Raw genomic sequence first — 25,561 nt, 5'->3', positions numbered from 1 at the left:
CTCTCGGGCTTTCCTCCGGGCTTCCCTTCGGTCTTGCGTTTCCGACTCTATCAGATCTTTCCGATCCGATTTCCTCGGTGCTTTCCGGTCCCTTTTGTTTTCACTCCGGGGGCCTTTCGGCGGTTCCGACTTTATCAGAAGATCTGAGTCGGAATTCCCGCCTTCCGAAGAACCGTTCAGGCGCACGGCGGCGCCGGGTGGTTCCCGATCTGGCGGAGCCGTAAACGTACTGGAGCGGGGCGCCCCGATGCAAATCGAGGCGCCCCGCTCCTGGTGCAGTGCTGGTCAGACGTCAGACGGTCAGACCTCGACGACGACCGGGAGGATCATCGGTCGCCGGCGGTAGGTGTCGGAGACCCACTTGCCGACGCTGCGGCGGATCAGCTGCTGGAGCTGGTGGGGCTCGGCGACGCCGTCCTGGAACGACTTGTTGAGAGCCTGGTCGATCTTCGGGAGCACCGCGTCGAACGCGGAGTCGTCGATGCCGGAGCCCCGGGCGTGGACGTGCGGGCCGCCCACGATCTTGCCGGTCGAGGAGTCCACCACCACGAAGACGGAGATGATGCCCTCGTCCCCGAGGATGCGGCGGTCCTTCAGGTGGACCTCCGTGACGTCGCCGACCGAGAGGCCGTCGACGTACACGTAACCCGCCTGGACCTTGCCGGTGATCCGGGCGCGGCCGTCGACCAGGTCGACGACGACGCCGTCCTCGGCGATGACGATGTGGTCCTTGGGGATGCCCGTCATCGCGCCGAGCTCGGCGTTCGCGCGCAGGTGGCGCCATTCGCCGTGGACCGGCATCAGGTTCTTCGGGCGGCAGATGTTGTAGAAGTACAGCAGCTCACCGGCCGAGGCGTGGCCCGAGACGTGGACCTTGGCGTTGCCCTTGTGGACGACGTGCGCGCCCCAGCGGGTCAGGCCGTTGATCACGCGGTAGACCGCGTTCTCGTTGCCCGGGATGAGGGACGAGGCCAGGATGACCGTGTCGCCGGGGACGATCCGGATCTGGTGGTCCCGGTTGGCCATGCGGGACAGGGCCGCCATCGGCTCGCCCTGGGAACCCGTACAGACCAGCACGACCTCGTCGTCCGGCAGGTCGTCGAGGGTCTTCACGTCCACGACGAGACCGGCCGGGACCCGGAGGTAGCCCAGGTCGCGGGCGATGCCCATGTTGCGGACCATCGAGCGGCCGACGAAGGCGACCCTGCGGCCGTACTCGTGGGCGGCGTCGAGGATCTGCTGGATGCGGTGCACGTGGCTGGCGAAGCTCGCCACGATGATCCGCTTCTGGGCGTTCGCGAAGACCGTGCGCAGGACGTTGGAGATGTCCTTCTCCGGCGGGACGAAGCCCGGGACCTCGGCGTTCGTGGAGTCCGAGAGGAGGAGGTCGATGCCTTCCTCGCTCAGACGCGCGAACGCGTGCAGGTCGGTGAGGCGGCCGTCCAGCGGGAGCTGGTCCATCTTGAAGTCGCCGGTGGCGACGGCCATGCCCGCGGGGGTGCGGATCGCGACCGCGAGCGCGTCCGGGATGGAGTGGTTGACCGCGATGAACTCGCAGTCGAACGACCCGAGGACCTCCCGGTCGCCCTCCTTCACCTCAAGGGTGTAGGGGCGGATGCGGTGCTCCTGGAGCTTGGCCTCGATCAGGGCGAGGGTCAGCTTGGAGCCGATGAGCGGGATGTCCGGCTTGAGCCGGAGCAGGTAGGGGACGGCACCGATGTGGTCCTCGTGGCCGTGCGTGAGCACGATGCCCTCGATGTCGTCGAGGCGGTCCCGGATGATGGTGAAGTCCGGCAGGATCAGGTCGACGCCGGGCTGCTCCTCCTCGGGGAAGAGGACGCCGCAGTCGACGATGAGCAGACGGCCGTCGAACTCGAAGACCGTCATGTTGCGGCCGATCTCACCGAGCCCGCCGAGGGGAATGACGCGCAGGGCGCCCTTCGGCAGCTTCGGCGGGGCGCCGAGTTCAGGATGCGGATGACTCAAAAGACTCTCCTCACCACGCACGCCACGTACCCCTTGGCACGTGGCGAGCATGACATTCGTGCACTTGCTGTTGTCAGTGTTCAGTTGTGAAGTCCGTTGTCAGAGCTCTACCCCGCCGGCGGCCAGGTCGACCTTGAGCTGTTCGGTCTCCTGGGGGGAGAGCTCCACGAGCGGTGGGCGCAGCGGTCCGGCCGGGAGGCCCTGGAGGGCGAGGGCGGCCTTGGTGGTCATGACGCCCTGGGTGCGGAACATGCCGGTGTAGACCGGCAGCAGCTTCTGGTGGATCTCGGTGGCCTTCTGGACCTCGCCGCCCAGGTGGGCGTCGAGGAGGGCGCGGAGTTCCGGGGTGACGACGTGGCCCACGACGGAGACGAAGCCGCAGGCTCCGACGGAGAGCAGGGGCAGGTTGAGCATGTCGTCGCCGGAGTACCAGGCGAGGCCGGAGCGGGCGATGGCCCAGCTGGCGCGGCCGAGGTCGCCCTTGGCGTCCTTGTTGGCGACGATGCGCGGGTGCTCGGCGAGCCGGACGATCGTCTCGGTGTCGATCGGGACGCCGCTGCGGCCGGGGATGTCGTAGAGCATCACCCGGAGCTCGGTGGCGTCGGCGATGGCCGAGAAGTGCCGGTACAGGCCCTCTTGCGGGGGCTTGTTGTAGTACGGGGTCACGGCGAGCAGGCCGTGGGCGCCGTCGCGCTCGGCGGTGCGGGCGAGCTCGACGGAGTGGTGGGTGTCGTTGGTGCCGATGCCGGCCACGACGTGGGCGCGATCGCCGACCGCCGCCAGAACCGCTCGTACCAGCTCCGATTTCTCCGCGTCGCTGGTGGTGGGGGACTCGCCGGTGGTGCCGTTGATGACGAGGCCGTCGTTGCCTGCGTCCACCAGGTGGGTGGCGAGTCGCTGGGCACCGTCGAGGTCGAGTGCGCCGTCCGCCGTGAACGGCGTGACCATGGCGGTGAGGACCCGCCCGAAGGGGGTCTGCGGAGTGGAGATCGGAGCCATGGGTAACACGCTACTCGCTGCTCAGCGCCGGGTGTCCCTTAGGGGGACAGGAGAAAGGAGCCCGGCGCTGCCTGCTCGGGGGTTCAGGCAGCGCCGGGTCCGTTTGATCAGCCTAGATGAACTTCGTGAAACGTCGCAATACGGACACTTCGCGTCGGGTGTTCGGACATCTGTGCCCCAGGAGGTCAGAGGGTCGTTCCTACGGGGGTCGTGCAGGTCGGCCCCCGGAAGTACCGAGGTCATACCGGAGAATGAGATTGGGCTGCTTCGGTGAAAAAGGGCACCAAAGCGTCGGATCCGTCGTCTGTATCTGTGAAGCATGACAACGACCGAGGAGAGTGGCTCTGATGTTCCGCCGGGATGAGGCCGTACCGTTCGCGTTCGTCTCGGAGGCCGACCACTTCCGCAGTAACGTCACTCCGCCGCCACGGGAGCGCCTCGGCGCCTCGCAGATCGTGGGCCGTACCCTGATCGGACTGACCGTCGTGGCCGGTCTCGTCGGATCGCTGATCTTCGGGATGCCGTCCCTCCAGTCGGGGGACTCGGCCACTCGTCAGCAGCAGTCCGAAGCCTCCGACAACCGCTGAGGTAGCCTCACCGGGCACTGCCCCTTCGAGCGTGCTTGTGAGTGAGGACCTGTCGTGCCCCTGCCCTTTCTGACGGCCGACCGTGCTTTTGACACGACCGACCACGTCGCCCTGCCGTTCGACGATCACGACCAGTGGCGGCGTCCGTACCGGCCGGGGTCCTGGCGGGTCGGGTCTGCGGCGCTCGCGCTGCTGCTCGCCTCGTTCGTGCTCCTCGCCGCGGTGATCATCTCCGCCGCCGGAGCCTTCGACGGCGGAGCCGCCACCCTGGCCATCGCCGTGCTCGTCATCCTGGCCGCCCTGCGGATGCTCCGCGTGGGGACCTGGGTGAGCCGCGCCGGGGTGCGCCGGGTGGCCTTCTTCTCCACCGCCACCGTGCCGTGGGCGAAGGTGACGTCCGTACGGACCGTCCAGCAGCCGGTGCGCTGGCTGGGGCTCCCCCGCACCGTCCAGGGGCAGGCCCTGGTGCTCGGCCGGCAGGGTGGTGAGCAGCTGCTGCTGCTCACCGACCACAACGCCGACTTCCTCTCCCGGGTCGAGGCCTTCGACCGGGCGGCCGACACGGTCGAGGCCTGGCACGCCGAGTACGGCGTGACCCCGGCCGTCACGCGCTGACCGGACGCCCCTCGTGGAGGGCGATGGCCCGCTGCATCGCCTTGCGGGCCCTGGGGGTGTCGCGGGCGTCGTGATAGGCGACCGCGAGCCGGAACCAGCAGCGCCAGTCGTCCGGTGAGTCCTCCGTCTCGGCCTTGCGCCGGGCGAAGACCTCGTCGGCGGAGTCGCGGTCGATGCGGCCGCCCTCCGTGCGCTTCAGTTCGTCGACGGGCAGACCGCCCTCCGCCTCCAGTTCGGCGGCGAGGTGGTTCGCCCGGCGGGCGAAGCGGGTGTTCTTCCAGAGGAACCAGCCGCCGACGCCGGGCAGCAGGAACGCCACCACGCCCATGCCCATGGCCGCGGGCTCGCCCGTGAGGAGCAGCAGGACGCCCTCCATGGCCACCACGCCGAACACGAGCACGAGCACGGTGGCCAGGAAGACGTACGTGATCTTTCCGCCCATGGCCGTCAGCCCAGATCCAGGAAGTGCTCCAGGCCGAAGGTGAGGCCCGGGGCGGTGGTCACGCGGCGGGCGCCCAGGAGGATGCCCGGCATGAAGCTGGAGTGGTGCAGGGAGTCGTGCCGGACGGTGAGGGTCTCGCCCTCGCCGCCGAGCAGCACCTCCTGGTGGGCCAGGAGGCCCCGGAGGCGTACGGCATGGACCGGGACGCCGTCCACGTCGGCGCCGCGCGCCCCGTCCAGGGCGGTCGCGGTGGCGTCCGGCTGGGCGCCGAGGCCGGCCTCGCGGCGGGCGGCGGCGATCAGCTGGGCCGTCCGGGTCGCGGTGCCGGAGGGGGCGTCCACCTTGTTCGGGTGGTGCAGCTCGACGACCTCGACCGACTCGAAGTACGGGGCCGCGAGCTGGGCGAACCTCATGGTGAGGACCGCGCCGATGGAGAAGTTCGGAGCGATGAGGACGCCGGTCTCCGGGGAGGCGGCGAGCCAGGTCTCCAGCTGCGCGAGGCGCTCCTCGGTCCAGCCGGTGGTGCCGACGACCGCGTGGATGCCGTGGCGCACGCAGAAGTCGAGGTTCTCCATCACCGAGGCGGGAGTGGTCAGCTCGACGACGACCTGGGCGCCCACCTCGGTGAGCGTCTCCAGCTTGTCGCCACGACCGAGGGCCGCGACCAGTTCCATGTCCTCGGCGGCCTCGACGGCCCTCACGGCCTCGGAGCCGATACGGCCCTGTGCTCCGAGGACCGCCACGCGCAGCTTGCTCATTGCTCTGAATTCCTTAGGGGATCTCGGGGTCAGGAGACCGCTTGGTGGAGACGGTCAGCCTGCTTGTCCTTCAGCGGGCCGATCACCGAGAGCGAGGGCCGCTGGGCCAGTACATCGCGTGCGACCTCCCGGACCTCGTCCGGGGTGACGGCCGCGATCCGGTCCAGCATGTCGTCGACCGACATCTGGGTGCCCCAGCACAGCTCGCTCTTGCCGATGCGGTTCATCAGCGCGCCGGTGTCCTCGAGGCCCAGCACGGTCGAACCGGAGAGCTGGCCGACGGCACGGGCGATCTCGTCGTCCGTGAGGCCGTCGGTGGCGACCTTGTCGAGCTCGTCGCGGCAGATCTTCAGGACGTCGTGGACCTGGCCCGGCCGGCAGCCCGCGTACACGCCGAAGAGACCGCAGTCGGCGAAGCCCGAGGTGTACGAGTACACGCTGTAGGCCAGGCCGCGCTTCTCGCGGACCTCCTGGAAGAGGCGGGAGGACATGCCGCCGCCGAGGGCGGTGTTCAGCACGCCGAGGGCCCAGCGGCGCTCGTCGGTGCGGGCCAGGCCCGGCATGCCGAGGACCACGTGGGCCTGCTCGGTCTTGCGGTTGAGCAGCTCGACGCGGCCCGCCGCGCGCAGGGCACGCCGGCCGTCGCGGGGGGCGACGGGGACGGCGTCGGTACGGGTGAGGGCGCCGGCCTTCTCGAAGGCGCGGCGGACCTGGCGTACCACCGTGGCGTGGTCGACGTTGCCCGCGGCGGCGACGACCAGGTGGGTCGGGTCGTAGTGCTTCTTGTAGAAGCGGGCGATCTGGTCTCGGGTGAGCCCGTTGACGGTGTCGACGGTGCCGAGGACCGGTCGGCCCAGCGGGGTGTCGCCGAACATCGTCTGCGCGAACAGTTCGTGCACGACGTCACCGGGGTCGTCCTCGGTCATCGCGATCTCTTCGAGGATGACACCGCGCTCGGCGTCCACGTCCTCTTCGAGGATCAGCGAGCCGGTCAGCATGTCGCAGACGACGTCGATCGCCAGCGGCAGGTTGGTATCGAGGACCCGGGCGTAGTAGCAGGTGTACTCCTTCGCCGTGAAGGCGTTCATCTCGCCGCCGACCGCGTCGATCGCGGCGGAGATGTCGAGGGCGGACCGCTTGTGGGTGCCCTTGAAGAGGAGGTGCTCCAGGTAGTGGGTCGCGCCGTTGAGCGCGGGGGTCTCGTCGCGGGATCCGACGTGCGCCCAGATGCCGAAGGTGGCGGAGCGTACGGAGGGGAGGGTCTCGGTGACGATCCGGAGGCCGCCGGGGAGGGTCGTGCGGCGGACGGTGCCGATGCCGTCCCTGCCCGGGAGAAGCGTTTGGGTACGGGCGACGGCCCGCCCCTCCGAGGAGGGGCGGGCCGTCGCGCGGAAACTACGGGACGTCACTGGTCGGTGTCGTCCTTCGCGTCCTCGGCAGCGCCGTCCTCATCCGCCATCACGGGGACGAGGGAGAGCTTGCCGCGCTGGTCGATCTCGGCGATCTCGACCTGGACCTTGGAGCCGATCGCCAGCACGTCCTCGACGTTCTCCACGCGCTTGCCACCGGCGAGCTTGCGGATCTGCGAGATGTGCAGCAGACCGTCCTTGCCGGGCATCAGGGAGACGAAGGCACCGAAGGTGGTGGTCTTGACGACCGTACCCAGGTAGCGCTCGCCGACCTCCGGCATGGTCGGGTTGGCGATGCCGTTGATCACGGCGCGGGCGGCCTCGGCCTGCGAGCCCTGGGCGGCACCGATGTAGATGGTGCCGTCGTCCTCGATCGTGATGTCGGCGCCGGTGTCCTCCTGGATCTGGTTGATCATCTTGCCCTTGGGGCCGATGACCTCACCGATCTTGTCCACCGGGATCTTGACGGTGATGATGCGCGGCGCGTTCGGGGACATCTCGTCCGGAACGTCGATCGCCTCGTTCATCACGTCGAGGATGTGCAGACGCGCGTCACGGGCCTGCTTCAGCGCGGCGGCCAGGACCGAGGCGGGGATGCCGTCGAGCTTGGTGTCGAGCTGGAGCGCGGTGACGAAGGTCTTCGTGCCGGCGACCTTGAAGTCCATGTCGCCGAACGCGTCCTCGGCGCCGAGGATGTCCGTGAGGGCGACGTAGTGCGTCTTGCCGTCGATCTCCTCGGAGATCAGACCCATGGCGATACCGGCGACGGGGGCCTTCAGCGGCACACCGGCGTTCAGCAGCGACATGGTCGAGGCGCAGACCGAGCCCATGGACGTCGAGCCGTTGGAGCCGAGGGCCTCGGACACCTGACGGATCGCGTAGGGGAACTCCTCGCGGGTCGGGAGGACCGGCACGATGGCCCGCTCGGCGAGCGCGCCGTGGCCGATCTCACGGCGCTTGGGCGAGCCCACGCGACCGGTCTCGCCGACGGAGTACGGCGGGAAGTTGTAGTTGTGCATGTAGCGCTTGCGGGTCACCGGGGAGAGGGTGTCCAGCTGCTGCTCCATGCGGAGCATGTTGAGGGTGGTGACGCCCAGGATCTGGGTCTCGCCACGCTCGAACAGCGCCGAGCCGTGCACGCGCGGGATGGCCTCGACCTCGGCGGCGAGGGTACGGATGTCCGTGAGCCCGCGGCCGTCGATGCGGACCTTGTCCTTGATGATCCGCTCGCGGACCAGCTTCTTGGTCAGCGCGCGGTAGGCGCCCGAGATCTCCTTCTCGCGGCCTTCGAAGGCCGGGAGGAGCTTCTCGGCGGCGAGCTCCTTGATGCGGTCGAGCTCGGTCTCGCGCTCCTGCTTGCCGGCGATGGTGAGCGCCTTGGCGAGGTCACCCTTGACGGCGGCGGAGAGCGCCTCGAGGACGTCGTCCTGGTACTCCAGGAAGACCGGGAACTCGCCGGTGGGCTTGGCGGCCTTGGCGGCGAGGTCCGACTGGGCCTTGCAGAGGACCTTGATGAAGGGCTTCGCGGCCTCGAGACCGGCGGCGACGAGCTCCTCGGTCGGCGCCTCGGCGCCGCCCTTGACGAGCTCGATCGTCTTCTCGGTGGCCTCGGCCTCGACCATCATGATCGCGACGTCACCGTCATCGAGGACGCGACCGGCGACGACCATGTCGAAGACGGCGTCCTCGAGCTCGGTGTGCGTCGGGAACGCGACCCACTGGCCCTTGATCAGGGCGACGCGGGTGGCGCCGATGGGGCCGGAGAAGGGCAGGCCCGCCAGGATCGTGGAAGCGGAGGCGGCGTTGATCGCGACCACGTCGTACAGGTGGTCGGGGTTGAGCGCCATGATCGTCTCGACGATCTGGATCTCGTTGCGCAGGCCCTTCTTGAAGGAGGGGCGCAGCGGCCGGTCGATCAGACGGCAGGTGAGGACGGCGTCCTCGGAGGGGCGGCCCTCCCGGCGGAAGAAGGAGCCGGGGATCTTGCCGGCCGCGTACTGCCGCTCCTCGACGTCCACCGTGAGGGGGAAGAAGTCGAGCTGGTCCTTGGGACGCTTCGAGGCGGTGGTCGCCGAGAGGACCATCGTGTCGTCGTCCAAGTAGGCGACGGCGGAACCGGCGGCCTGCTTGGCGAGGCGGCCGGTCTCGAAGCGGATGGTGCGGGTACCGAAGGTGCCGTTGTCGATGACGGCCTCGGTGTAGTGGGTCTCGTTCTCCACTATGGGTTTCTCCTACGTGTTCGTCTTTGCGTCCGAGGCCCGTGTGGCCGGGGACGGTGTGCGACGGCGGCGGAGAAGCGCCTCGGGTGCTGGCCGGTCTTCGATCGAAGCACCCGGAATTCGTTTCCGGGGGCCACTACCGAGGACCGGCGGCGAGCCGGCGGCTCCTCGCTCGTCGTATGGGGTTGTGCGACCAGCCTAAGTGCCGATGCGCACTTTGTGCACGTACAGCAAAGGGAGCGGCCCCCTGAAAGTGGGAACCGCTCCCTCCGTGGCGTCTTACTTGGCGCCGCCGGCCGCACCGCGGCGGATGCCCAGGCGGTCGACCAGCGCACGGAAGCGCTGGATGTCCTTCTTGGCCAGGTACTGCAGCAGGCGGCGGCGCTGGCCGACCAGGATCAGCAGACCACGGCGGGAGTGGTGGTCGTGCTTGTGCTGCTTGAGGTGCTCGGTCAGGTCCGAGATGCGACGGGAGAGCATGGCGACCTGGACCTCGGGGGAGCCGGTGTCGCCCTCCTTCTGGCCGAACTCGGTCATGATCTGCTTCTTGACAGCGGCGTCGAGAGCCATGCTGATCTCCTCTTAGGTGTTCGTGCGTCCGCGAGTGCCCCTGGTCTAGATCTCAGGGGAAGCTTCCGTGACTCGGCGGGCGAAGGTCCGATGGGCGCAGCTTCCAGGGCCTGGGAAGGCTTCCGGGAGCGCGTACACAAACGGCCGTCACACAGCGTACCAGCTCGCCGGAGCGGGCCTGGCACCCTTTGCGCGAGGGACCTACTTGCTGGTCAGGGAGCGGACCGCCGAGAAGACGTCGAGGACGGCGAGGCAGAGCGGGACGAGGGAGAGCAGGACGAAGCCCTCCGTCAGGTCGAGGAGGCGGCCCCAGAACGGGGAGAGGCCCTTCCTCGGGATGATCAGGCCGATCGCGGTGATCAGCGCGGCGCCGGCGGCGACGGCCGCGGTGAGCCAGATCGTACGGATGTCCAGGCCGCCCCGGTCCCCGTACATCAGGAGGTCCTTGACCAGGTCGGCCGGCGGGTTGAGGGAGAGGCCGAGGACGAGGAGCGCGATGGCGGCGATGCCGGCGACGAGGACGCAGGCGACCTGCGAGGTGTAGCGGAAGAGACGGGCGCGCAGCAGCATCGCCAGGCCGGCGGCGAGGGCGAGGAACTGGCCCCAGACGTTTCCGGCGAAGCCGAGGACGGCGGCGGAGCCGACGACGACGGCCGCGCAGCCGCCGACCAGGCCGAGGAGCATCTCGTGGCCGCGGCGGGCCTGGAGCGCGATGCGTTCGCCGTCGACGGGCTGGGCGTCGTCGCCGGCCTGCTGCTGCGGGTCGCCGTGGAACTCGTCGTCGGCTGCGCTGCGCGGGGCGGCGTAGCCGATGGGGAGCCGGGCGAAGCGGGCGGAGAGGCCGGGCAGGAAGGCGACGAGGCCGATGGCGACGGGCGCGCAGACGGCGGCGGTCTCGGTGGCGGTCGTCTCGGTGAGGATCGCCAGGAAGGTGGCGAGGGTGCCGACGCCCGCGAGGAAGGTGGCGGCGACGAAGGGCGCGTCGCCGCTGGGGGTGAGCGCGACGAGGGCCACGGAGGCGACGAGGACGGTGACGCAGCCGAGCAGGAACTGCAGCCGGCCGGGGCCGTCGCCGGCGTCGGGGCCGACGATGCCGGATCCGGCGATGAGCAGCAGCGGCAGCGCGCCGAGGCCGAGGGCGACGGCGGTCGCCCGGTCCCCGTACACGCGGGCGCGTACCCCGGCGAAGGCGGTGAGGAGGAGTCCCGCGGCGCCCGCGATGATGCCGGGCAGGCTGTGCATGTCGTGCCGGATCGGATCGGCGAACCAGAGGACGAAGCCCATGAGGACGAGGAGCAGCACGCCGCCGAGGAGTCCGGCGCCGCGCAGCAGCTCGTCGCTCCACAGGTGCCGGTCACGGGTGACGGCGGAGGCGACGGCGTCGGAGACGTCGTCGTAGACGGCCGGCGGCAGGGACTGGGCGAACGGGCGCAGGGAGAGCACCTCGCCGTCGAGGACCTGCTGGGCGGCGAGGGTGCGGGCCCCGTCGAGGACGGATCCGTCCCGGCGGACCAGGTGGTAGCCGACGGGCGTGCCGGCGGCCTGGGTCTGTCCGGTGAGCCGCAGGATCTCCGGGTAGACGTCGGCGACGGCGATGTCCTCCGGGAGCGCGACGTCGATGCGGCTGTCCGGCGCCACGACGGTGACCCGGCAGAAGCCGGTCGCTGCGGTCGTACTCACGTGTGTGGACCCCCTGATTCGCGGTTGCGCACGATGCGCGCGCCACCCTACCGGGGACGGCCGGTGGGGGCTGCAAGTAGGATCGCCGTCCCATGGGGGAAGTCCGTGCGCCCGGCTGCCGACAGGGGTGCCGTGTGGATGCTCCCGCCACGAGCCCGCCTCCAACGAGGGATTGATGCGCCGGTGAGCCAGATCGTCGTCAAACGCCCGCCGAGGTCTCTTCCGCCGGAAGTGCCCGGTGAGGACCTGGTCCTGGAGTCTCCGCCGGAACTGCCGCGGGGACAACAGGAGTCGGCGTTGATGCAGCTCCTGCCGATGCTCGGCATGGGTTCGTCCGTGGTGTTCTTCTTCATGACGCCGTCTCCGATCATGCGGATCATGGGCACCCTGATGCTGGCGTCGACGATCGCGATGGCGGTCGCCCAGTTCGTCAGATTCCGTCGCGGTACGCAGGGGCAAATGGCCGATGTCCGCCGCGACTACCTCAAATACCTCGCGCAGACCCGGCGTACGGTCCGGCGCACGGCCCGCAAGCAGCGGGACGCGCAGCTGTATCTGCACCCCTCCCCCGAGCAGTTGTGGTCGGTGGTGGCCGAGGGTTCGCGGGTGTGGGAGCGACGGGTCGGCGACCACGACTTCGGGCAGGCGCGGATCGGGCTCGGGTCGCAGCAGTTGGCGACACCGCTCGTGGCGCCGGACACGGCACCGGTGGACGAGCTGGAGCCGCTGTGCGCGGGGGCGATGCAGCAGTTCCTCGCGGTGCACGCCACCTTGGACGGGCTGCCGATGGCGGTCTCGATGCGGGCCTTCTACCACGTGACGGTGTCGGGTGAGCCGGAGTCGGCGCAGGCGGCGGCGCGCGCCCTCGTGGCGCAGCTGGTGACCTTGCACTCCCCCGAGGACCTGGTGGTCGCGGTGGTCGCGGCGCGGGCTTCGCAGGAGCGGTGGGACTGGGCGAAGTGGCTGCCGCACACGCAGGTGCCCGGGCAGGTCGACGGGGCCGGTACGAAGCGGCTGTTCGGCGACGACCTCGGTGAGCTGGAGAACCTGATCCGGTCGAAGCTGGACGGGCGGCCCCGGTTCTCGCGGGACAACCAGCCGGTGCTCGACCAGCCGCACGTGGTGGTGGTCCTCGACGGCGGGATGGTGCCGCCGGACTCGCTGCTCGCGGCGGCCGAGGGCCTTCAGGGCGTGACGATCGTGGAGGTCGTCTCGGGCGAGCTCGACGAGCCGCGCGGTGGTCTGTCGGTGGTGGTACGGCCCGGGCGGCTGTCGCTGGAGTTCGGCGGCGGTTTCGCGTACGAGGGGCTGCCCGACGGCATCTCGCTGGCGGCGGCCGAGGCCCTGGCCCGGCAGCTGGCGCCGCTGCGGATGGGCGGCGGGGACGACGACGAGCCGCTGCTCGCCAATCTGGACTTCACGGATCTGCTGAACCTGGGGGACGCGGGTTCGGTGGACGTGGCGCGGACCTGGCGGCCGCGGTCGGTGGCCGAGCGGCTGCGGGTGCCGATCGGTGTCGGCGAGGACGGCCAGCCGGTCATGCTGGACCTGAAGGAGGCCGCGCAGGAGGGCATGGGTCCGCACGGTCTGTGCGTCGGCGCGACGGGTTCCGGCAAGTCGGAACTGCTGCGGACGCTGGTGCTCGGGCTCGCGGTGACGCACTCCTCGGAGACGCTGAACTTCGTCCTCGCGGACTTCAAGGGCGGCGCGACCTTCGCGGGCATGTCGCAGATGCCGCACGTGGCGGCGGTCATCACCAACCTGTCGGACGACCTGACCCTGGTCGACCGCATGGGCGACGCGATCCGCGGTGAGCTCCAGCGGCGCCAGGAGCTGCTGCGCTCCGCGGGCAACTACGCCAACATCCACGACTACGAGAAGGCACGGGCCGCCGGCGCCCCGCTCGAACCGCTGGCGTCGCTGGTCCTCGTGATCGACGAGTTCTCCGAACTCCTCACCGCCAAGCCGGACTTCATCGACATGTTCATCCAGATCGGCCGCATCGGCCGCTCGCTGGGTGTGCACCTGCTGCTCGCCTCGCAGCGCCTGGAGGAGGGCAAGCTGCGGGGTCTCGACACGTATCTGTCGTACCGGATCGGTCTGCGGACCTTCTCGGCTGCGGAGTCGCGGACGGCGATCGGCGTGCCGGACGCCTATCACCTGCCCTCGGTGCCGGGTTCGGGCTATCTGAAGTTCGGTACGGACGAGATGACCCGCTTCAAGGCGGCGTACGTCTCGGGGACGTACCGGACGGGCGGGCCGCGCCTGGAGATCGGTCAGATGCCGGTGGAGCGGCGTCCCGCGCTGTTCACGGCGGCGCCGGTGCCGGTGGTGTACGCGGCGCCGGACCCGGCGTACCTCACGGCTCAGCGTGCCGAGGAGGACGAGGCGCTCGCGGACACGGTCCTCGACGTGATCGTGCGGCGGCTCGAGGGCCAGGGCGTGCCGGCGCACCAGGTGTGGCTGCCGCCGCTCGACCAGGCGCCGTCGCTCGACCAGCTCCTTCCGGGGCTCGCGCAGACGGCCGACCGGGGGCTCACGGCAACGGAGTACACGCGGCAGGGCGGGCTCACGGTGCCGCTCGGCCTCATCGACAAGCCGTTCGAGCAGCGGCGTGAGGTGCTGTACCGGGACTTCTCCGGTGCGGCCGGCCACATGATGGTGGTCGGCGGTCCGCAGTCCGGGAAGTCGACGATCATGCGGACGCTGGTCTCGTCGTTTGCGCTCACCCACACCCCGGCCGAGGTGCAGTTCTACTGCCTGGACTTCGGTGGCGGCGGCATGGTGGCGCTCGCCGACCTGCCGCATGTCGGCGGGGTGGCGTCACGGCTCGACCCGGAGCGGGTGCGCCGGACGGTCGCCGAGGTGCTGGGGGTGCTCAACCGGCGGGAGGAGTTCTTCCGTTCGCACTCCATCGACTCGATGACGACCTACCGGCGCAAGCGGGCCGCGGGCGAGCTGCCGGGTGAGGCCTGGGGTGACGTCTTCCTGGTCGTGGACGGCTGGGGCAGCTTCCGCAACGACTACGACATGCTGGAGCCGATCGTCTCCGACATCGCGGCCCGCGGCCTGGGCTACGGCATCCATGTGGTGATCACCGCCTCCCGGTACATGGAGGTGCGGGCGGCGCTCAAGGACCAGATGCTGGGCCGTCTGGAGCTGCGGCTCGGTGACGTCATGGACTCCGAGTTCGACCGGAAGGTCGCGGCGAACGTGCCGGCCGGGGTGCCGGGGCGCGGCCAGGTGCAGGAGAAGCTGCACTTCATGGGGGCACTGCCGCGGATCGACGGGTCGAGTTCGTCCGCCGACCTGTCGGAGGGCACGTCGGCGTTCGTGCAGGCGGTGAAGGCGAGCTGGACCGGGGCGCCCGCGCCCGCCGTCCGGCTGCTGCCGCGCAAGCTGCCGGCGGAGCGGCTGCCGAAGGGCTTCGAGTACCCGCAGCACGGCATCGCGATCGGCATCGACGAGACGAACCTGGAGCCGGTGTTCGTCGACTTCGAGTCGGATCCGTTCTTCCTGGTCTTCGGTGAGAGCGAGTCCGGCAAGACGGCTCTGCTCCGGCTCATCGCGAAGCAGCTGTGCGAGCGGTACACGCCGGAGCAGGCACGGATCGTGGTGGGCGACTACAGGCGGACGATGCTGGAGGCTGTGGCGCCCTCGCACCTCCTGGAGTACGCGCCGATGGCCTCCGCCATGCAGATGCACATGGAGGCGATCAACACGGTGATGACGAAGCGGGCGCCGAAGCCCGACATCACACCGCAGCAGCTGCGGGACCGCAGCTGGTGGTCGGGTCCGCAACTGTTCGTCCTCATCGACGACTTCGAGCTGGTGGCGACCAACTCGGGCAACCCGCTGGCGGTCCTGGTGGAGAACCTGCCGTTCGCGCGGGACGTCGGTATCCGCTTCATCGTGGCGCGCAGCCAGGCGGGTGCCTCGCGGGCGATGTACGAGCCGTTCATGCAGCGGATGAAGGAGTTGGGCGCGCAGGGCGTGATCCTCTCCGGCGACCCGCAGGAGGGCGACATCCTGGGCAGCGTCCGCGCCAGGCCGATGCCGCAGGGCCGGGGCACGTTCGTGTCGCGGAAGCGTGGCACGCCGCTGGTGCAGCTGGGCTGGTTGCCGGAACAGCACTGAGCGGAGCGGTCCCTCCCACTACTGTGGGAGGGACCGCCGTACCACCGCGAAGGGACCGCGCCGATGACCGACGCCCACGAGACCGCCACCGCCACCGCCGAGAGCGCGGACGCAGCCCTGGCCGCCGAGAAGCAGCGCCAGAAGGACGAGCTGTACGCGTTGGACATCTCCGGCGTCGAGTGGGAGGGCGCCCCGGGGACGAGCCCGGACGAGGAGCGGGTGGAGATCGCGCGGCTCCCGGAGGGGGCGGTGGCGATGCGTTCGTCCCTCGACAAGGAGACGGTGCTGCGTTACACGAAGGCCGAGTGGGACGCGTTCGTCCTCGGCGCCCGGGACGGCGAGTTCGACCTGCGGTAGGTCCTGTCGTCCGGCCAGGACACGCGTGAGGGGGTGGCCCGTCGGACGGGCCACCCCCTCACGTGCGTCCGCGGGATGTCACATGCGGAAGCGGGCCGCGTTGCCGCGGTCGGTGTCCTGGTAGCCGACGACCGACTCGTCGAGGAGCGTGGCGATGCGCGCCAGGTCCTGGTTCATGCCGGCCATGTCGCGGGTCAGGCGGTCCTGGGTCTCGCGGTACGCGATCTTGGCCTCACCCTCCCAGTTGCTGGCGACGCGGTTGACCTCGGCCATGAGGTCGTCCAGCTTCTGGGTGAGGGTGGTGGAGGTCAGGCGGGTGTCGGCCGCCGCCTGCGTCACGGTGTCGTAATTGACCGCAGTGGTCATGGTGTTGACTCCTGGAGTGAGAGTGGCGCGAGGACTGGTCGAGTGGCTCAGACGCCGAGGATGGCGCTCTGGTTGCCGCCGCCGGCACCGGCGCCGCCGCTGGCGTCCATCGTGCGGAAGGACCGCAGACGGTCCTCCTCCTCGCGCGAGAACCCGTCGGCGCTCATGCGCATCATCTCTTCGAGCTTCGAGAGCTCCTGGCGCATGCTGCGCAGACGCTGGTTCAGGTCGTTCTGGACCCGGTCGTACTCCTTGCTCGCAGCGCCCTGCCAGCCCGCCTGGACGCGGTCGACCACGCCGTTGAGGTTGGTGATGCGGGACTGGAGCTCGTCGGAGAAGTCCTGGATCCGGCCGGCGAGCTTGACTTGTTCGGCACTGGTTACGTTCAGGTCTTTCGACATCTTGCCCCTTCTTCCTTCGGTGGCGTCGACGGCTCGGCCGTCGGGCCATCCGGTTGTGATGCGGACGGGAATCTTCTGATGCCGCCCCCGTGCTGGGCTCGTACTTCCGTACGCCCAGCGGTCACTTTAGCCATTGACGGCGGCAGTTCCAACTGCAAAGGAGAGTCCGGATATTTGACCGGTACGCGGGTCAACGGGCCCCCCTCCGACGGCGGCTGTCGCGGATCACGACGGCCGTTCCTGCGACCACGGCCACCAGGACGGCGCCGATCCCCAACGCGTAGGTGGCGAGCCGTTCGGAGCGCTCCTGTGGTGTCTCCGACAGCGCGAGTCGGGCCGGCTCGGGGGCCGGCGGCTTGGGCGGTGCGGGGTCGGCCGTGGGCGAGGACGCGGGCGTCCCCGGGATGTCGGCGAGCGCCCGTACCGGGTCGACCACGCCCCAACCGACGTGGTTGTCGCGGCCGTTGACGGAGCGGACGGCGGTCTGCTCGATCCGGGCGACGATCTGGGCCGCGGTCCACTTCGGGTGCTCGGCGCGGAGCAGGGCGGCGACACCGGCGACGTACGGCGCGGAGAAGCTGGTGCCGTTGTCGACGCACTGGCCGCCGCCGGGGACGGTGGAGACGATGTCGACGCCGGGGGCGGCGACGCCCACGAAGGTGCCGGACTGGGAGAACGCGGCGCGTTCGTTGTTCCGGTCGGAGGAGGCGACGGCGAGGACGCCGGGGAAGGCGGCCGGGTACGTCTTCTTGAGCTTGCCGTCCATGCCGTCGTTGCCCGCGGACGCGACGACGACGACGTTCCTTTTGAGCGCGTTGGCCACGGACTTGGCCATGGCCGAGTCGGCGTCGAGGGCCTGGGTGGTGTCCTGCGAGATGTTGATGACGTGGGCGCCCTTGGCGACGGCGTGGTCGATCGCGAGCGCCATCGTGTCGGACTTGCCGCTGTTCTTCTCGTCGTTCTGCCGGATCGGGATGATCTTCGCCTCGGGGGCGAGACCGACGAAGCCGGTGCCGGGGCGAGGGCGGGCGGCGATGATGCCGGCGACCTTGGTGCCGTGGCCGACGTCGTCGACGGTGCCGTCGGTCTTGCCGCGCAGCTCGTCGCCGAAGCCGGGGTTCTTCGGGTCGGGCTTCAGGTAGTCCTTGCCCGCCTTGGCGTCGACGGCGTCCCGCAGCTGCGGGTTCACGTCGTCGACGCCCGTGTCGATGACGGCGACCCGGACGCCCTTGCCCTTGGTGTCCTGCCACAACTCGTCGAGGAGGACCCGCTGGAGCGGCCAGGGGATGCCCTCGATCTGCTTCTTCATGGGGAAGGTGCACTCACCGCTGCCGTCGAGGACGGGGCCGTCCCGGCGCGGCGCGGCGGCCGCCGCCGGCGACGCCAGGAGGGCGGTGAGGGTGCCCGCGGCGAGCAGGGCGGCGGTCGTGCGGTGCAGGGCCGTCGTGCGGTACGGGGCGGCCGTGGGGCCGTACAGGGCGGTCGTGCGGCGATGCTGGGCGGTCGTGCGGTACGTGGTCGTCACCGGTGCCACCCCTAGGAGCCCTGCGGCTGACGCGCGCTGTTGGTGTCGAGTCGCGGGCCCTTCGACAGGAACTCCGACCATGCGATCGGGACGAGAGCCGGTACGACCTTCTCGTAGCCGAGACGCTTCTGGGCCTCGCTGGGTTCCGGGCGTCCGTCGGTCGGCTTCTCCTTGTCGCCCGCGCCGATCTCGGAGCGGGCGGAGTCGCTGTCGCCGTTGGCCTGGACGGCGTAGCGCAGGCCGGTGTCGGTGACGAGGAACAGCGAGCCGTCGGGCGTCTTCTGGTTGCCCTGGATCTGGGTGTAGAGCAGCCCGGTGCCCGGGGTGACGTACGTGCTGGTGCCGCCCGCCGTGATGTCGGCGGGGTACTTGGTGCCGGCCCAGGTGGCGAGGGTCGTCCCGCCCTTCTCGTCGACGCCGGTGAGGACGCTGCACACGGTGTCGGGGGCGTTCGCGCGGGTGGAGTCGTTGACGAGGGAGGACTTCAGGCGCGGCCAGCGGGCCCCGTCGTGGAAGACGGTGGCGTCCGGCGTGAACGAGGAGGCGTCGACGGTGGTGGCCTGGCCGTCCATGTCGAGGACGCCGGTCTCCGGGGAGCTGATGAGCAGCCAGGCGGTGAACCAGCTGACCGGCTGGACCTTCCCGGCGAGCACGACGTAGTACTGGGGTCCCGAGCCGGTCTGGGCGAGCAGGACCATGCCGATGCGGTTCTCGGGGTCCTTCAGGGTGCCCGGGACGTTGGCGGGCGCGCCGACCTCTCCCGGGACGTCCGGGAAGTCCACCGGGTCGCCGGTGTTCAGGGTGGCGAGCCAGTCGTCGGTGACGGCCTGCGGTTCCTTGTGGAGGCCGACGAGGGCGGTGAGCAGTCCGCGGGAGTCGGCGTTCACCGGGTACTTGGTGCCCGTGTGGTCGACGAGGAACTGGGCGGAGCCCTTCTGGCCCTTGACGTACAGGATCTGCCCGTCCTTGAGCCGGCCCGCGTCCTCGGTGCGCCCGAGGTCCCGCTCGGCGAAGAGGAAGGTCGCCTTCTGGACGCTGGCGCCCGTACCGCCGCCGGGCTGTTCGCAGACGGCCCAGCGCTTGGCCTTGCCCGCGTCGTCCGCGGTGGGCAGCCGGTCGGGGGCGTACGGGATGCCGAGGATCGGGCCGCGCGGCGGCTTGCCCTCGTCGAGCTTCTTGTCGGCGACCTGGACGACCTGGAACTGGTCCGGGTTGAGGAGGAGTCGCGCGGAGGCGAGGTTGAGGACGGGGTGGAGCAGGGTCTTCTTGTCCTTGCCCTTGCCGGTCTCCAGGACCACGTACCGGGTCGTCGACTGCTTGCCGACGATCACGCGGGTCCCGGGGGTGTCCCAGCCCTTGGGGGCCTGGGGGCTGAACATGCCCCAGGCGCCGAAGCCCGCGACGACGAGCGCGGCGACGATGAGACCGGGGACGATCGCGCGCAGCGGCTTCGGCGCCCCCTCCTCCGTGCCGGAGGGCGAGGGTTGGAGGAATGCCGCCACCGTGCGCTTCTTCGCAAAGGTGTACGCGTTGAGCTCGTCCCGCCGCGATGCCATGAGTCCCCATTCTCGTCAGACGCGATCTTCGCGCGGGAGCCGGGGAGGTGACACCCGGGCTCCGGCCGTCGGACCGGCCCCCTACTATGCCTGCTGTCCCGTGGTGTTCGTGGGGCGGGTAGGGTGATCCGGCCGCCAAAGCCCTGGCAGGCCAGGGTGATCGGGACGAATTGAGGGGGATTCTCCATCATGGCTTCCGCGACGCGGACGCGGCCCGCAGCGGCCACCGCCTCCGAACCCCCGTCCACGGGACCCGTCTCCTCGGTCTCACCGAGGCTCCAGGCGCGCCCGGGACACTTCGGTTCGTTCCAATTGCAACAGCTCGTACTGATCGAGGTGGCGGCGGCTCTGCTCGTCGTCGCCTGGGTCGTGGAGCCGATGCTGCTCGTGCCCGCGGGCGTGGTCGCCGTCGTACTGCTGCTGCTTGCCGTCGTACGCCGCCACCGGCGCTCCCTGCCCGAGTGGCTCGGCACCTTCCTGGCGCTGCGGGCCCGCAGCCGCCGGGCTGCCTCGTTCACGGTGCCGGAGGGCACCGAGCCGGGGTTCGCGCCGGTCGTCGAGTGCGACCCGGCGCTGCGGACCTACGCCTACAGCGACCGTGACCGGCGTCCGGTCGGCATGGTCGGCGACGGCACCTTCCTGACCGCCGTCCTGCGGGTGGAGTCGGACGGCACCGCTCTGCGTCCGGACCGTGCGGCGCGGCCGCTGCCCGTCGGGCTCGTCCGGGACGTGCTGAGCGTGGACGGCATCCGGCTGGAGTCGGCGCAGATCGTGCAGCACACCCAGCCGGCGCCCGCACCGCACCTGCCCGCGCAGTCCATGGCCGCGCGCAACTACGGGCCGCTCCAGGCGCAGACGGGTTCGCCCGCCGTACGGATCACCTGGATCGCGCTCAAGCTCGACCCCGAACTGTGCCCGGAGGCGGTCGCCGCGCGCGGCGGCGGCGTGACGGGCGCGCAGAAGTGCGTGGTGCGGGCTGCGGACCAGCTGGCGAGCCGGCTCGCGGGCGCCGGGTTCCGGGCGAGCGTGCTGACGGAGCAGGAGCTCACGTCGGCGCTCGCCACCTCGACCTGCGCGAGCCCGATGGCGATAGCGCAGGCGGGCCGGGGGCAGCCGCAGGGGCGGCGGACGCAGGAGACCGCGCGGACCTGGCGGGTGGACGACCGGCGGCACACGACGTACTGGGTGGGGCGCTGGCCCCAGCTGGGCGGCCAGGGCGGCGCGGGGGCCTCGATGCCGCAGCTGGTGGCCCTGCTGACCTCGCTGCCCGCGCTCGCGACGACGTTCAGCCTGACGCTGAGCGGCGGGGACCGACAGGAGGTGACGGTGGCCGGACACGTGCGGATCACCGGGCGCAGCGACGAGGAACTGGTGGCCGCGCGACACGAACTGGAGCGTGCGGCGCGTGGGGTGAGGACGGGTCTGGTGCGGCTCGACCGGGAACAGGTGCCGGGCATCCTCGCGACGCTTCCGCTGGGGGGTGCGCGCTGATGTCGACCGCTTCCTTCGGTACGCAGGGCCGCTCCGGCGGCCCCGGCGGCTCCCACAGATCGGCTTCCCGTGGCTCCCGGGGTACGGATTCCAGGGGTACGGACTCCAGGGGTGCGGGTGGTACGGGTCGGGGCTCGCGGCCCCGGTTCGGTTTCGGGCTCGTCGGGCCGCGCCGCGACAAGCACTCCGTACCCCTCGACCAACTCGACGCGCTGTCCCTGCCGGTCGGCGACGACGGCATGGTGATCGGCGTCGACGCCGAGAGCCGCCCCGCGGTGCTCGGCATCAACCGGCCCGTCCCCTACGACGTCACCCTCATCGGCGGGCTCTGGACCGCGCAGGTGCTGGCCCTCCGGGCCGCCGCGACGGGCGCCCGGGTGGCGGTCGAGACCGGCCGCGCGCAGGCGTGGACGGCGCTCGCGCAGGCCGCGGGCGGCGGACAGCCGTGCATCTCACTGCACGACGTGGGGCGGGTGCCGCCGCAGGGCGCGTCCGCGGGCAGTCCGGTGGTCGTGGTGCGCGACTGCGGCATGCGGCCGCCGCGCGGCCGGGTCGTGTCGGCGCCCTGGCAGTCGGTGGTGACGCTGCTGCCGTATCTGAGCCCGGTCGCGCCCCGGCTCCTCGAGAAGTCGTCGCTGGTCGGCGTGCAGCGGGTCTCTCCCGACGAGGCCGCGCAGATCGGCCGCATCATGAGCCTGCCCCGCCACGAGTACGAGGCGCTGTCCACGCTCGCGGACGGGGTGACCCTCTGGTGCACGACGAGCGACCGCCAGTTCGTCATGACCCAGGCGACCGACGCCGAGACCGGATTGTTGGGCGGCGCGCGCCGGATGGACTGAACGGCGACCGAACGCCATGAAGTTGTTCAAGTACGTCCATTTATGCATCGTTTTGGACAGTCGGGGTTTTCACTCTGTGGCGCGGCCAGGTCACTTGGGGACCGAACCGGGTCACGGAGAGCGGCACGGAGGGGCTGTCGGGCCTGCCCGGGGGCTGCCCGCGCCGATTAGGCTGGAAGGGCCCCGCCCACAACGGCACAAGGGTGCTCGACCACACCAGGAGGCAAAGTGAACGGCGATCGCGACGAGATCCACGGGGGTTGGAATCCGCCCGCCGACGATCAGTCCGACGCGGATCCCGCCGAGATGACGGGTGAGTTCACCATCGACTACACCCCGCCCGCCTGGTACACGCAGAACGCGTCGGGCGGTGCGGGGGCGGGCGGTGCCACTCCCCCGCCGCCCAGCGGCGTACCGCTCCCCGTACCGGGCCTCCCGGCGGGCAGCGGCTTCGAGCCCGGCTGGAACGCGGGGGCTCCGGCGGCGGGGACGGGCATGCCTCCGGCGGGCGCGGGTGCGCCTCCGGCCGGTGCGGGTGTGCCTCCAGTAGGTGCGGCTCCTGTCGGTGCGGCTTCGTCGGGTGGCGGGGTGCCTGCTGGTGGTGCGGCTCCTGTCGGTGCGGGTGTGCCTCCCGTTGGTGCCGTTCCCGTGGCTGGGGCCAGCGCCTCGATGCCCGGCGCTCCGGTGCCGCCCCCCTCGCTGCCCGGTGCTCCGGCGCCTGCCGCCGTTCCCGAGCCTGTCGCCGTGCCCGCGCCCGACGCGTCCCTCGGGGACGTCGAGAGCGGTGCGACCGTGCGCTTCTCCCCCGCCGCGCTCCAGCGCGAGATGGCCGAGCGTGCGGCGGAGGCCTCCGCCGCGTCCGCGACGCCGGACGCCACGGAGGGCGCGAGCGACACGGGTCGGACGCCGGGCGAGGCCCAGGAGCCCGGCTCGGCTCCCGTCGGCACCGTCGAGGACAGCGCCGCGGAGGCCACGGCCGGCGGCGCCTCGGCCGAGTCCGAACCCGCCGCCACGAGCAACGATCCCGCCGAGTCGGCCGACTCGTCGGACGAGACCGGGGCCAGCGCGGAAGGCGCGGCCCCGGCCGTCTCCTCCGACGCCCACGACGAGACCGCCTCCGAAGCGGCCGCCGATGCCGTGGCGCCCCCGGAGGCCGGAGGCGCCGACGCGGACCCGGCTCCGGTCACCGACGCCGAGGCCGCCGGCGGCCCCGCAGTCGCGGACGCCCAGCCCGCCCCGCCCGTCGCTCCCGCCCCCTACCCGCAGGCCGAAGCGCCGCAGGGCTTCGGTCCCGGCGCGGCCCCCGGGCCCCTCCCCGCCGCAGGACCGCAGGCCGGCCCGCAGGCCGGTGCCGGGTTGCCGCCGCTGCCGCCGTCGTTCCAGCCGGCCGCCCCCGGGCCCGCCCAGCAGTGGCCCGCGCAGCCTGCGCCGGGTGCTCAGCCGGCCCCCCAGGCCGCGCCGTTGCCGCCCGCCGCCGCCTGGCCGCCGCCCGCGGCCCCCGGCGCGCCCGGCACCGTACCGCCGCAGGCCCAGCCGCAGCCCCAGCCGCCCGGCTCCTACGGCTACCCGCAGGCTCCGCAGGCCCCCCAGCAGCCCGCGCCCCAGGGCGGCTACGGCTTCCCGCAGCCCGGGACGCCTCCGCAGCAGGGCGGTTACGGCTACCCGCAGGGCCCAGGCGGACAGTCCGCGCCCCCCGGTGGCGTACCGCCGCAGGCCCAGGTGCCGGGCGGCGGTTACGGCTACCCGCACCCCGCCGCCGTACCCCCGCAGCCCCCCGCCCCCCAGCCGCCGCACGACACGCACCCGCCGGTCGACCCGCGGACCGGGGCCGCCTGGCCCTCGCCCGTGACGCACGATCAGCGCGAGCGGTCCGTGCCGGGCGCGCCCCTCGGGTACAACGCGGCCGTGGAGCTCTCCTCCGACCGGCTTCTTCGCAACAACAAGCAGAAGCCCAAGTCCAGCCGGAACCCGAGCGGTGCCGCCGCCCGTTTCAAGCTCGGCGGGAAGAAGGAGGAGGCGGAGCGGCAGCGCAAGCTGGAGCTGATCCGTACGCCGGTCCTCTCCTGCTACCGGATCGCGGTCATCTCGCTCAAGGGCGGTGTCGGCAAGACCACGACGACGACCGCGCTCGGCGCGACCCTGGCGACCGAGCGGCAGGACAAGATCCTGGCGATCGACGCCAACCCGGACGCCGGCACCCTGGGCCGCCGAGTGCGGCGCGAGACCGGGGCGACCATCCGCGACCTGGTGCAGGCGATCCCGTACCTCCACTCGTACATGGACATCCGCCGCTTCACCTCGCAGGCGCCGTCCGGTCTCGAGATCCTCGCCAACGACGTGGACCCGGCCGTCTCGACGACCTTCAACGACGAGGACTACCGGCGGGCGATCGACGTCCTCGGCAAGCAGTACCCGATCATCCTCACGGACTCGGGTACGGGTCTGCTGTACAGCGCCATGCGCGGGGTGCTCGACCTCGCCGATCAGCTGATCATCATCTCCACGCCCTCCGTGGACGGCGCCTCCAGCGCGTCGACGACGCTGGACTGGCTCTCCGCGCACGGTTACGCGGACCTGGTGCAGCGCTCGATCACGGTCATCTCCGGAGTCCGCGAGACCGGCAAGATGATCAAGGTCGAGGACATCGTGCAGCACTTCCAGACGCGCTGCCGCGGTGTCGTGGTCGTCCCCTTCGACGAACACCTGTCGGCCGGTGCCGAGGTGGACCTCGACATGATGCGGCCGAAGACCCGGGAGGCGTACTTCCACCTCTCGGCGATGGTGGCCGAGGACTTCGTACGGGCCCAGCAGGCGCAGGGGCTGTGGACGGGTGACAACCAGGGCGCGATGCCTCCGCACATGGCCCCGCCGATGCCGGGCCACCCGATGCCGGGCCACCCGATGCCGGGGCAGCCCATGCCGGGGCAGCCCATGCCGGGGCAGCCCATGCCGGGGCAGCCGATGCCCGGACAGCAGGTGCCGGGGCAGCAGGTGCCGGGGCAGTTCGCGCCCGGACAGCCCGTACCGGGTCAGCCGTACGGTGGCCCGCCGGCGCCCGGACAGCCCGTGCCCGGCCAGCCGTACCCGCCCCAGCAGCCCTACGGACAGCCGCCGGCGCCCGGTCAGCCCTACGGCGCGCAGCCGATGCCCGGTCAGCCGTACGGAGCCGCGCCCGCCCCCGGTCAGCCGTACGGAGCTCCGCCGGCCCCGGGTCAGCCGTACGGAGCACAGCCCGCGCCCGGACAGCCGTTCGGCGCGCCCCCCGGGCAGCCCGGCATGCCCCAGGGCTGGCAGCAGCCGACGCCCGGTCAGCCGCTGCCCCCGCAGGCCGATCCGCAGGATCACGGCACCGGTCCCGCGCCGGGGCAGGACCAGGGACAGCCCCAGGTCCCGCCGCCGCACTGGCACCAGCAGCAGCCCCCGCAGGCTCCGCCAGCCCCTCAGCAGTAAGGCGTCACAGGAGTAGACCAATGAGGCCCCGTACCGGTCCCCCGGTACGGGGCCTCTTGGCATTCCCGCAGCCCACACGGGGTTTGAGGGATCGTTGACGACGGCAGACCACCGCTGATACACCTTCGCTTCACCCATCGTCAGCCCAAGATCCACGACAGATCCCCCGACGCG

The 25,561-nt window shown here is 71.3% G+C and carries 19 protein-coding genes; 7 read left to right on the top strand and 12 right to left on the bottom strand.

What is annotated here, in order from left to right:
• Window positions 1-300 precede the first annotated feature (300 nt).
• Together ACIRB7_RS32645 and dapA are read right to left on the bottom strand one after the other, a co-directional pair.
• The gene (locus ACIRB7_RS32645; protein WP_403606141.1) at window positions 301-1,986 is read right to left on the bottom strand and encodes a ribonuclease J; all 1,686 of its coding nucleotides are present in this window, start codon (window positions 1,984-1,986) and stop codon (window positions 301-303) included.
• A gap of 99 nt (window positions 1,987-2,085) precedes the next feature.
• Window positions 2,086-2,985: a 4-hydroxy-tetrahydrodipicolinate synthase gene (gene dapA, locus ACIRB7_RS32640; RefSeq protein ID WP_403606138.1), complete on the bottom strand. Its 900-nt coding sequence runs from the start codon at window positions 2,983-2,985 to the stop codon at window positions 2,086-2,088.
• A gap of 347 nt (window positions 2,986-3,332) precedes the next feature.
• Here dapA and ACIRB7_RS32635 point away from each other — a divergent pair, with 347 nt between their 5' ends.
• Window positions 3,333-3,572, top strand: coding sequence for a hypothetical protein (locus ACIRB7_RS32635; RefSeq protein ID WP_403606135.1), 240 nt, complete (start codon window positions 3,333-3,335; stop codon window positions 3,570-3,572).
• Between the two features lie 54 nt (window positions 3,573-3,626).
• Window positions 3,627-4,187 carry a hypothetical protein gene (locus ACIRB7_RS32630; protein WP_403606133.1) on the top strand — a complete coding sequence of 187 codons (561 nt, stop codon included), beginning with the start codon at window positions 3,627-3,629 and terminating at the stop codon, window positions 4,185-4,187.
• Here the strand turns inward: ACIRB7_RS32630 and ACIRB7_RS32625 are convergent.
• The 6 genes from ACIRB7_RS32625 to eccD form a co-directional block, all read right to left on the bottom strand.
• Window positions 4,177-4,629 (bottom strand): hypothetical protein, encoded by a 453-nt coding sequence (locus tag ACIRB7_RS32625; protein ID WP_403606130.1) that lies wholly within the window; start codon window positions 4,627-4,629, stop codon window positions 4,177-4,179. The genes ACIRB7_RS32630 and ACIRB7_RS32625 overlap by 11 nt on opposite strands.
• 5 nt (window positions 4,630-4,634) lie before the next feature.
• The gene (gene dapB, locus ACIRB7_RS32620) at window positions 4,635-5,387 is read right to left on the bottom strand and encodes a 4-hydroxy-tetrahydrodipicolinate reductase (RefSeq protein WP_403606128.1); all 753 of its coding nucleotides are present in this window, start codon (window positions 5,385-5,387) and stop codon (window positions 4,635-4,637) included.
• Window positions 5,388-5,416: 29 nt separating this feature from the next.
• Window positions 5,417-6,796 (bottom strand): M16 family metallopeptidase, encoded by a 1,380-nt coding sequence (locus ACIRB7_RS32615; protein WP_403606125.1) that lies wholly within the window; start codon window positions 6,794-6,796, stop codon window positions 5,417-5,419.
• Complete coding sequence (locus ACIRB7_RS32610; protein ID WP_403606122.1) at window positions 6,793-9,015, bottom strand: polyribonucleotide nucleotidyltransferase; 2,223 nt, start codon at window positions 9,013-9,015, stop codon at window positions 6,793-6,795. Before ACIRB7_RS32610 ends, ACIRB7_RS32615 begins: the two co-directional genes overlap by 4 nt.
• 279 nt (window positions 9,016-9,294) lie before the next feature.
• Window positions 9,295-9,585 (bottom strand): 30S ribosomal protein S15, encoded by a 291-nt coding sequence (rpsO, locus tag ACIRB7_RS32605; protein ID WP_024758243.1) that lies wholly within the window; start codon window positions 9,583-9,585, stop codon window positions 9,295-9,297.
• A 201-nt stretch (window positions 9,586-9,786) separates the two neighbouring features.
• Window positions 9,787-11,265: a type VII secretion integral membrane protein EccD gene (gene eccD / locus ACIRB7_RS32600; RefSeq protein WP_403606119.1), complete on the bottom strand. Its 1,479-nt coding sequence runs from the start codon at window positions 11,263-11,265 to the stop codon at window positions 9,787-9,789.
• 183 nt (window positions 11,266-11,448) lie between these two features.
• Here eccD and eccCa point away from each other — a divergent pair, with 183 nt between their 5' ends.
• Window positions 11,449-15,402, top strand: a complete 3,954-nt coding sequence (gene eccCa, locus ACIRB7_RS32595) for a type VII secretion protein EccCa (RefSeq protein WP_403606115.1) — start codon at window positions 11,449-11,451, stop codon at window positions 15,400-15,402.
• A 63-nt stretch (window positions 15,403-15,465) separates the two neighbouring features.
• Window positions 15,466-15,759, top strand: a complete 294-nt coding sequence (locus ACIRB7_RS32590; protein ID WP_351220702.1) for a DUF397 domain-containing protein — start codon at window positions 15,466-15,468, stop codon at window positions 15,757-15,759.
• Window positions 15,760-15,837: 78 nt separating this feature from the next.
• On the opposite strand, the gene ACIRB7_RS32585 is transcribed toward ACIRB7_RS32590, so the two are convergent.
• From ACIRB7_RS32585 to eccB, 4 genes are all read right to left on the bottom strand, one after another.
• Window positions 15,838-16,125 carry a WXG100 family type VII secretion target gene (locus ACIRB7_RS32585; protein WP_351220701.1) on the bottom strand — a complete coding sequence of 96 codons (288 nt, stop codon included), beginning with the start codon at window positions 16,123-16,125 and terminating at the stop codon, window positions 15,838-15,840.
• Window positions 16,126-16,172: 47 nt separating this feature from the next.
• Complete coding sequence (locus ACIRB7_RS32580; RefSeq protein ID WP_351220700.1) at window positions 16,173-16,526, bottom strand: WXG100 family type VII secretion target; 354 nt, start codon at window positions 16,524-16,526, stop codon at window positions 16,173-16,175.
• A 190-nt stretch (window positions 16,527-16,716) separates the two neighbouring features.
• Window positions 16,717-18,060 carry a type VII secretion-associated serine protease mycosin gene (gene mycP, locus ACIRB7_RS32575; protein WP_403606110.1) on the bottom strand — a complete coding sequence of 448 codons (1,344 nt, stop codon included), beginning with the start codon at window positions 18,058-18,060 and terminating at the stop codon, window positions 16,717-16,719.
• A 2-nt stretch (window positions 18,061-18,062) separates the two neighbouring features.
• The gene (gene eccB, locus ACIRB7_RS32570) at window positions 18,063-19,607 is read right to left on the bottom strand and encodes a type VII secretion protein EccB (RefSeq protein WP_403606107.1); all 1,545 of its coding nucleotides are present in this window, start codon (window positions 19,605-19,607) and stop codon (window positions 18,063-18,065) included.
• 189 nt (window positions 19,608-19,796) lie between these two features.
• Between eccB and eccE the strand changes: the two genes are divergently transcribed.
• The 3 genes from eccE to ACIRB7_RS32555 all read left to right on the top strand — a co-directional run bounded on the left by eccE (window position 19,797) and on the right by ACIRB7_RS32555 (window position 25,387).
• Window positions 19,797-21,098: a type VII secretion protein EccE gene (gene eccE, locus ACIRB7_RS32565; RefSeq protein ID WP_351220698.1), complete on the top strand. Its 1,302-nt coding sequence runs from the start codon at window positions 19,797-19,799 to the stop codon at window positions 21,096-21,098.
• Complete coding sequence (locus ACIRB7_RS32560) at window positions 21,098-21,937, top strand: hypothetical protein (protein WP_403606102.1); 840 nt, start codon at window positions 21,098-21,100, stop codon at window positions 21,935-21,937. Before eccE ends, ACIRB7_RS32560 begins: the two co-directional genes overlap by 1 nt.
• Window positions 21,938-22,165: 228 nt before the next feature.
• On the top strand, window positions 22,166-25,387 hold the full coding sequence (locus ACIRB7_RS32555) for an SCO5717 family growth-regulating ATPase (RefSeq protein WP_403606099.1): 3,222 nt from the start codon (window positions 22,166-22,168) through the stop codon (window positions 25,385-25,387).
• Window positions 25,388-25,561: the final 174 nt, after the last annotated feature.

The organism is Streptomyces sp. NPDC093795 (assembly GCF_044764665.1).
GTDB lineage: Bacteria > Actinomycetota > Actinomycetes > Streptomycetales > Streptomycetaceae > Streptomyces.
This window is presented reverse-complemented; position numbering and strand designations above follow the sequence as displayed.

What these genes read in the sequence shown, in the direction of transcription:
- eccE (WP_351220698.1), top strand. Translation starts at nt 19,797, where the DNA reads ATGGCTTCCGCGACGCGGACGCGGCCCGCAGCGGCCACCGCCTCCGAA.
- ACIRB7_RS32635 (WP_403606135.1), top strand. Translation starts at nt 3,333, where the DNA reads ATGTTCCGCCGGGATGAGGCCGTACCGTTCGCGTTCGTCTCGGAGGCC.
- eccB (WP_403606107.1), bottom strand. Translation starts at nt 19,607, where the DNA reads ATGGCATCGCGGCGGGACGAGCTCAACGCGTACACCTTTGCGAAGAAG.
- ACIRB7_RS32590 (WP_351220702.1), top strand. Translation starts at nt 15,466, where the DNA reads ATGACCGACGCCCACGAGACCGCCACCGCCACCGCCGAGAGCGCGGAC.
- ACIRB7_RS32625 (WP_403606130.1), bottom strand. Translation starts at nt 4,629, where the DNA reads ATGGGCGGAAAGATCACGTACGTCTTCCTGGCCACCGTGCTCGTGCTC.
- dapB (WP_403606128.1), bottom strand. Translation starts at nt 5,387, where the DNA reads ATGAGCAAGCTGCGCGTGGCGGTCCTCGGAGCACAGGGCCGTATCGGC.
- rpsO (WP_024758243.1), bottom strand. Translation starts at nt 9,585, where the DNA reads ATGGCTCTCGACGCCGCTGTCAAGAAGCAGATCATGACCGAGTTCGGC.
- ACIRB7_RS32580 (WP_351220700.1), bottom strand. Translation starts at nt 16,526, where the DNA reads ATGTCGAAAGACCTGAACGTAACCAGTGCCGAACAAGTCAAGCTCGCC.
- dapA (WP_403606138.1), bottom strand. Translation starts at nt 2,985, where the DNA reads ATGGCTCCGATCTCCACTCCGCAGACCCCCTTCGGGCGGGTCCTCACC.
- ACIRB7_RS32585 (WP_351220701.1), bottom strand. Translation starts at nt 16,125, where the DNA reads ATGACCACTGCGGTCAATTACGACACCGTGACGCAGGCGGCGGCCGAC.
- ACIRB7_RS32560 (WP_403606102.1), top strand. Translation starts at nt 21,098, where the DNA reads ATGTCGACCGCTTCCTTCGGTACGCAGGGCCGCTCCGGCGGCCCCGGC.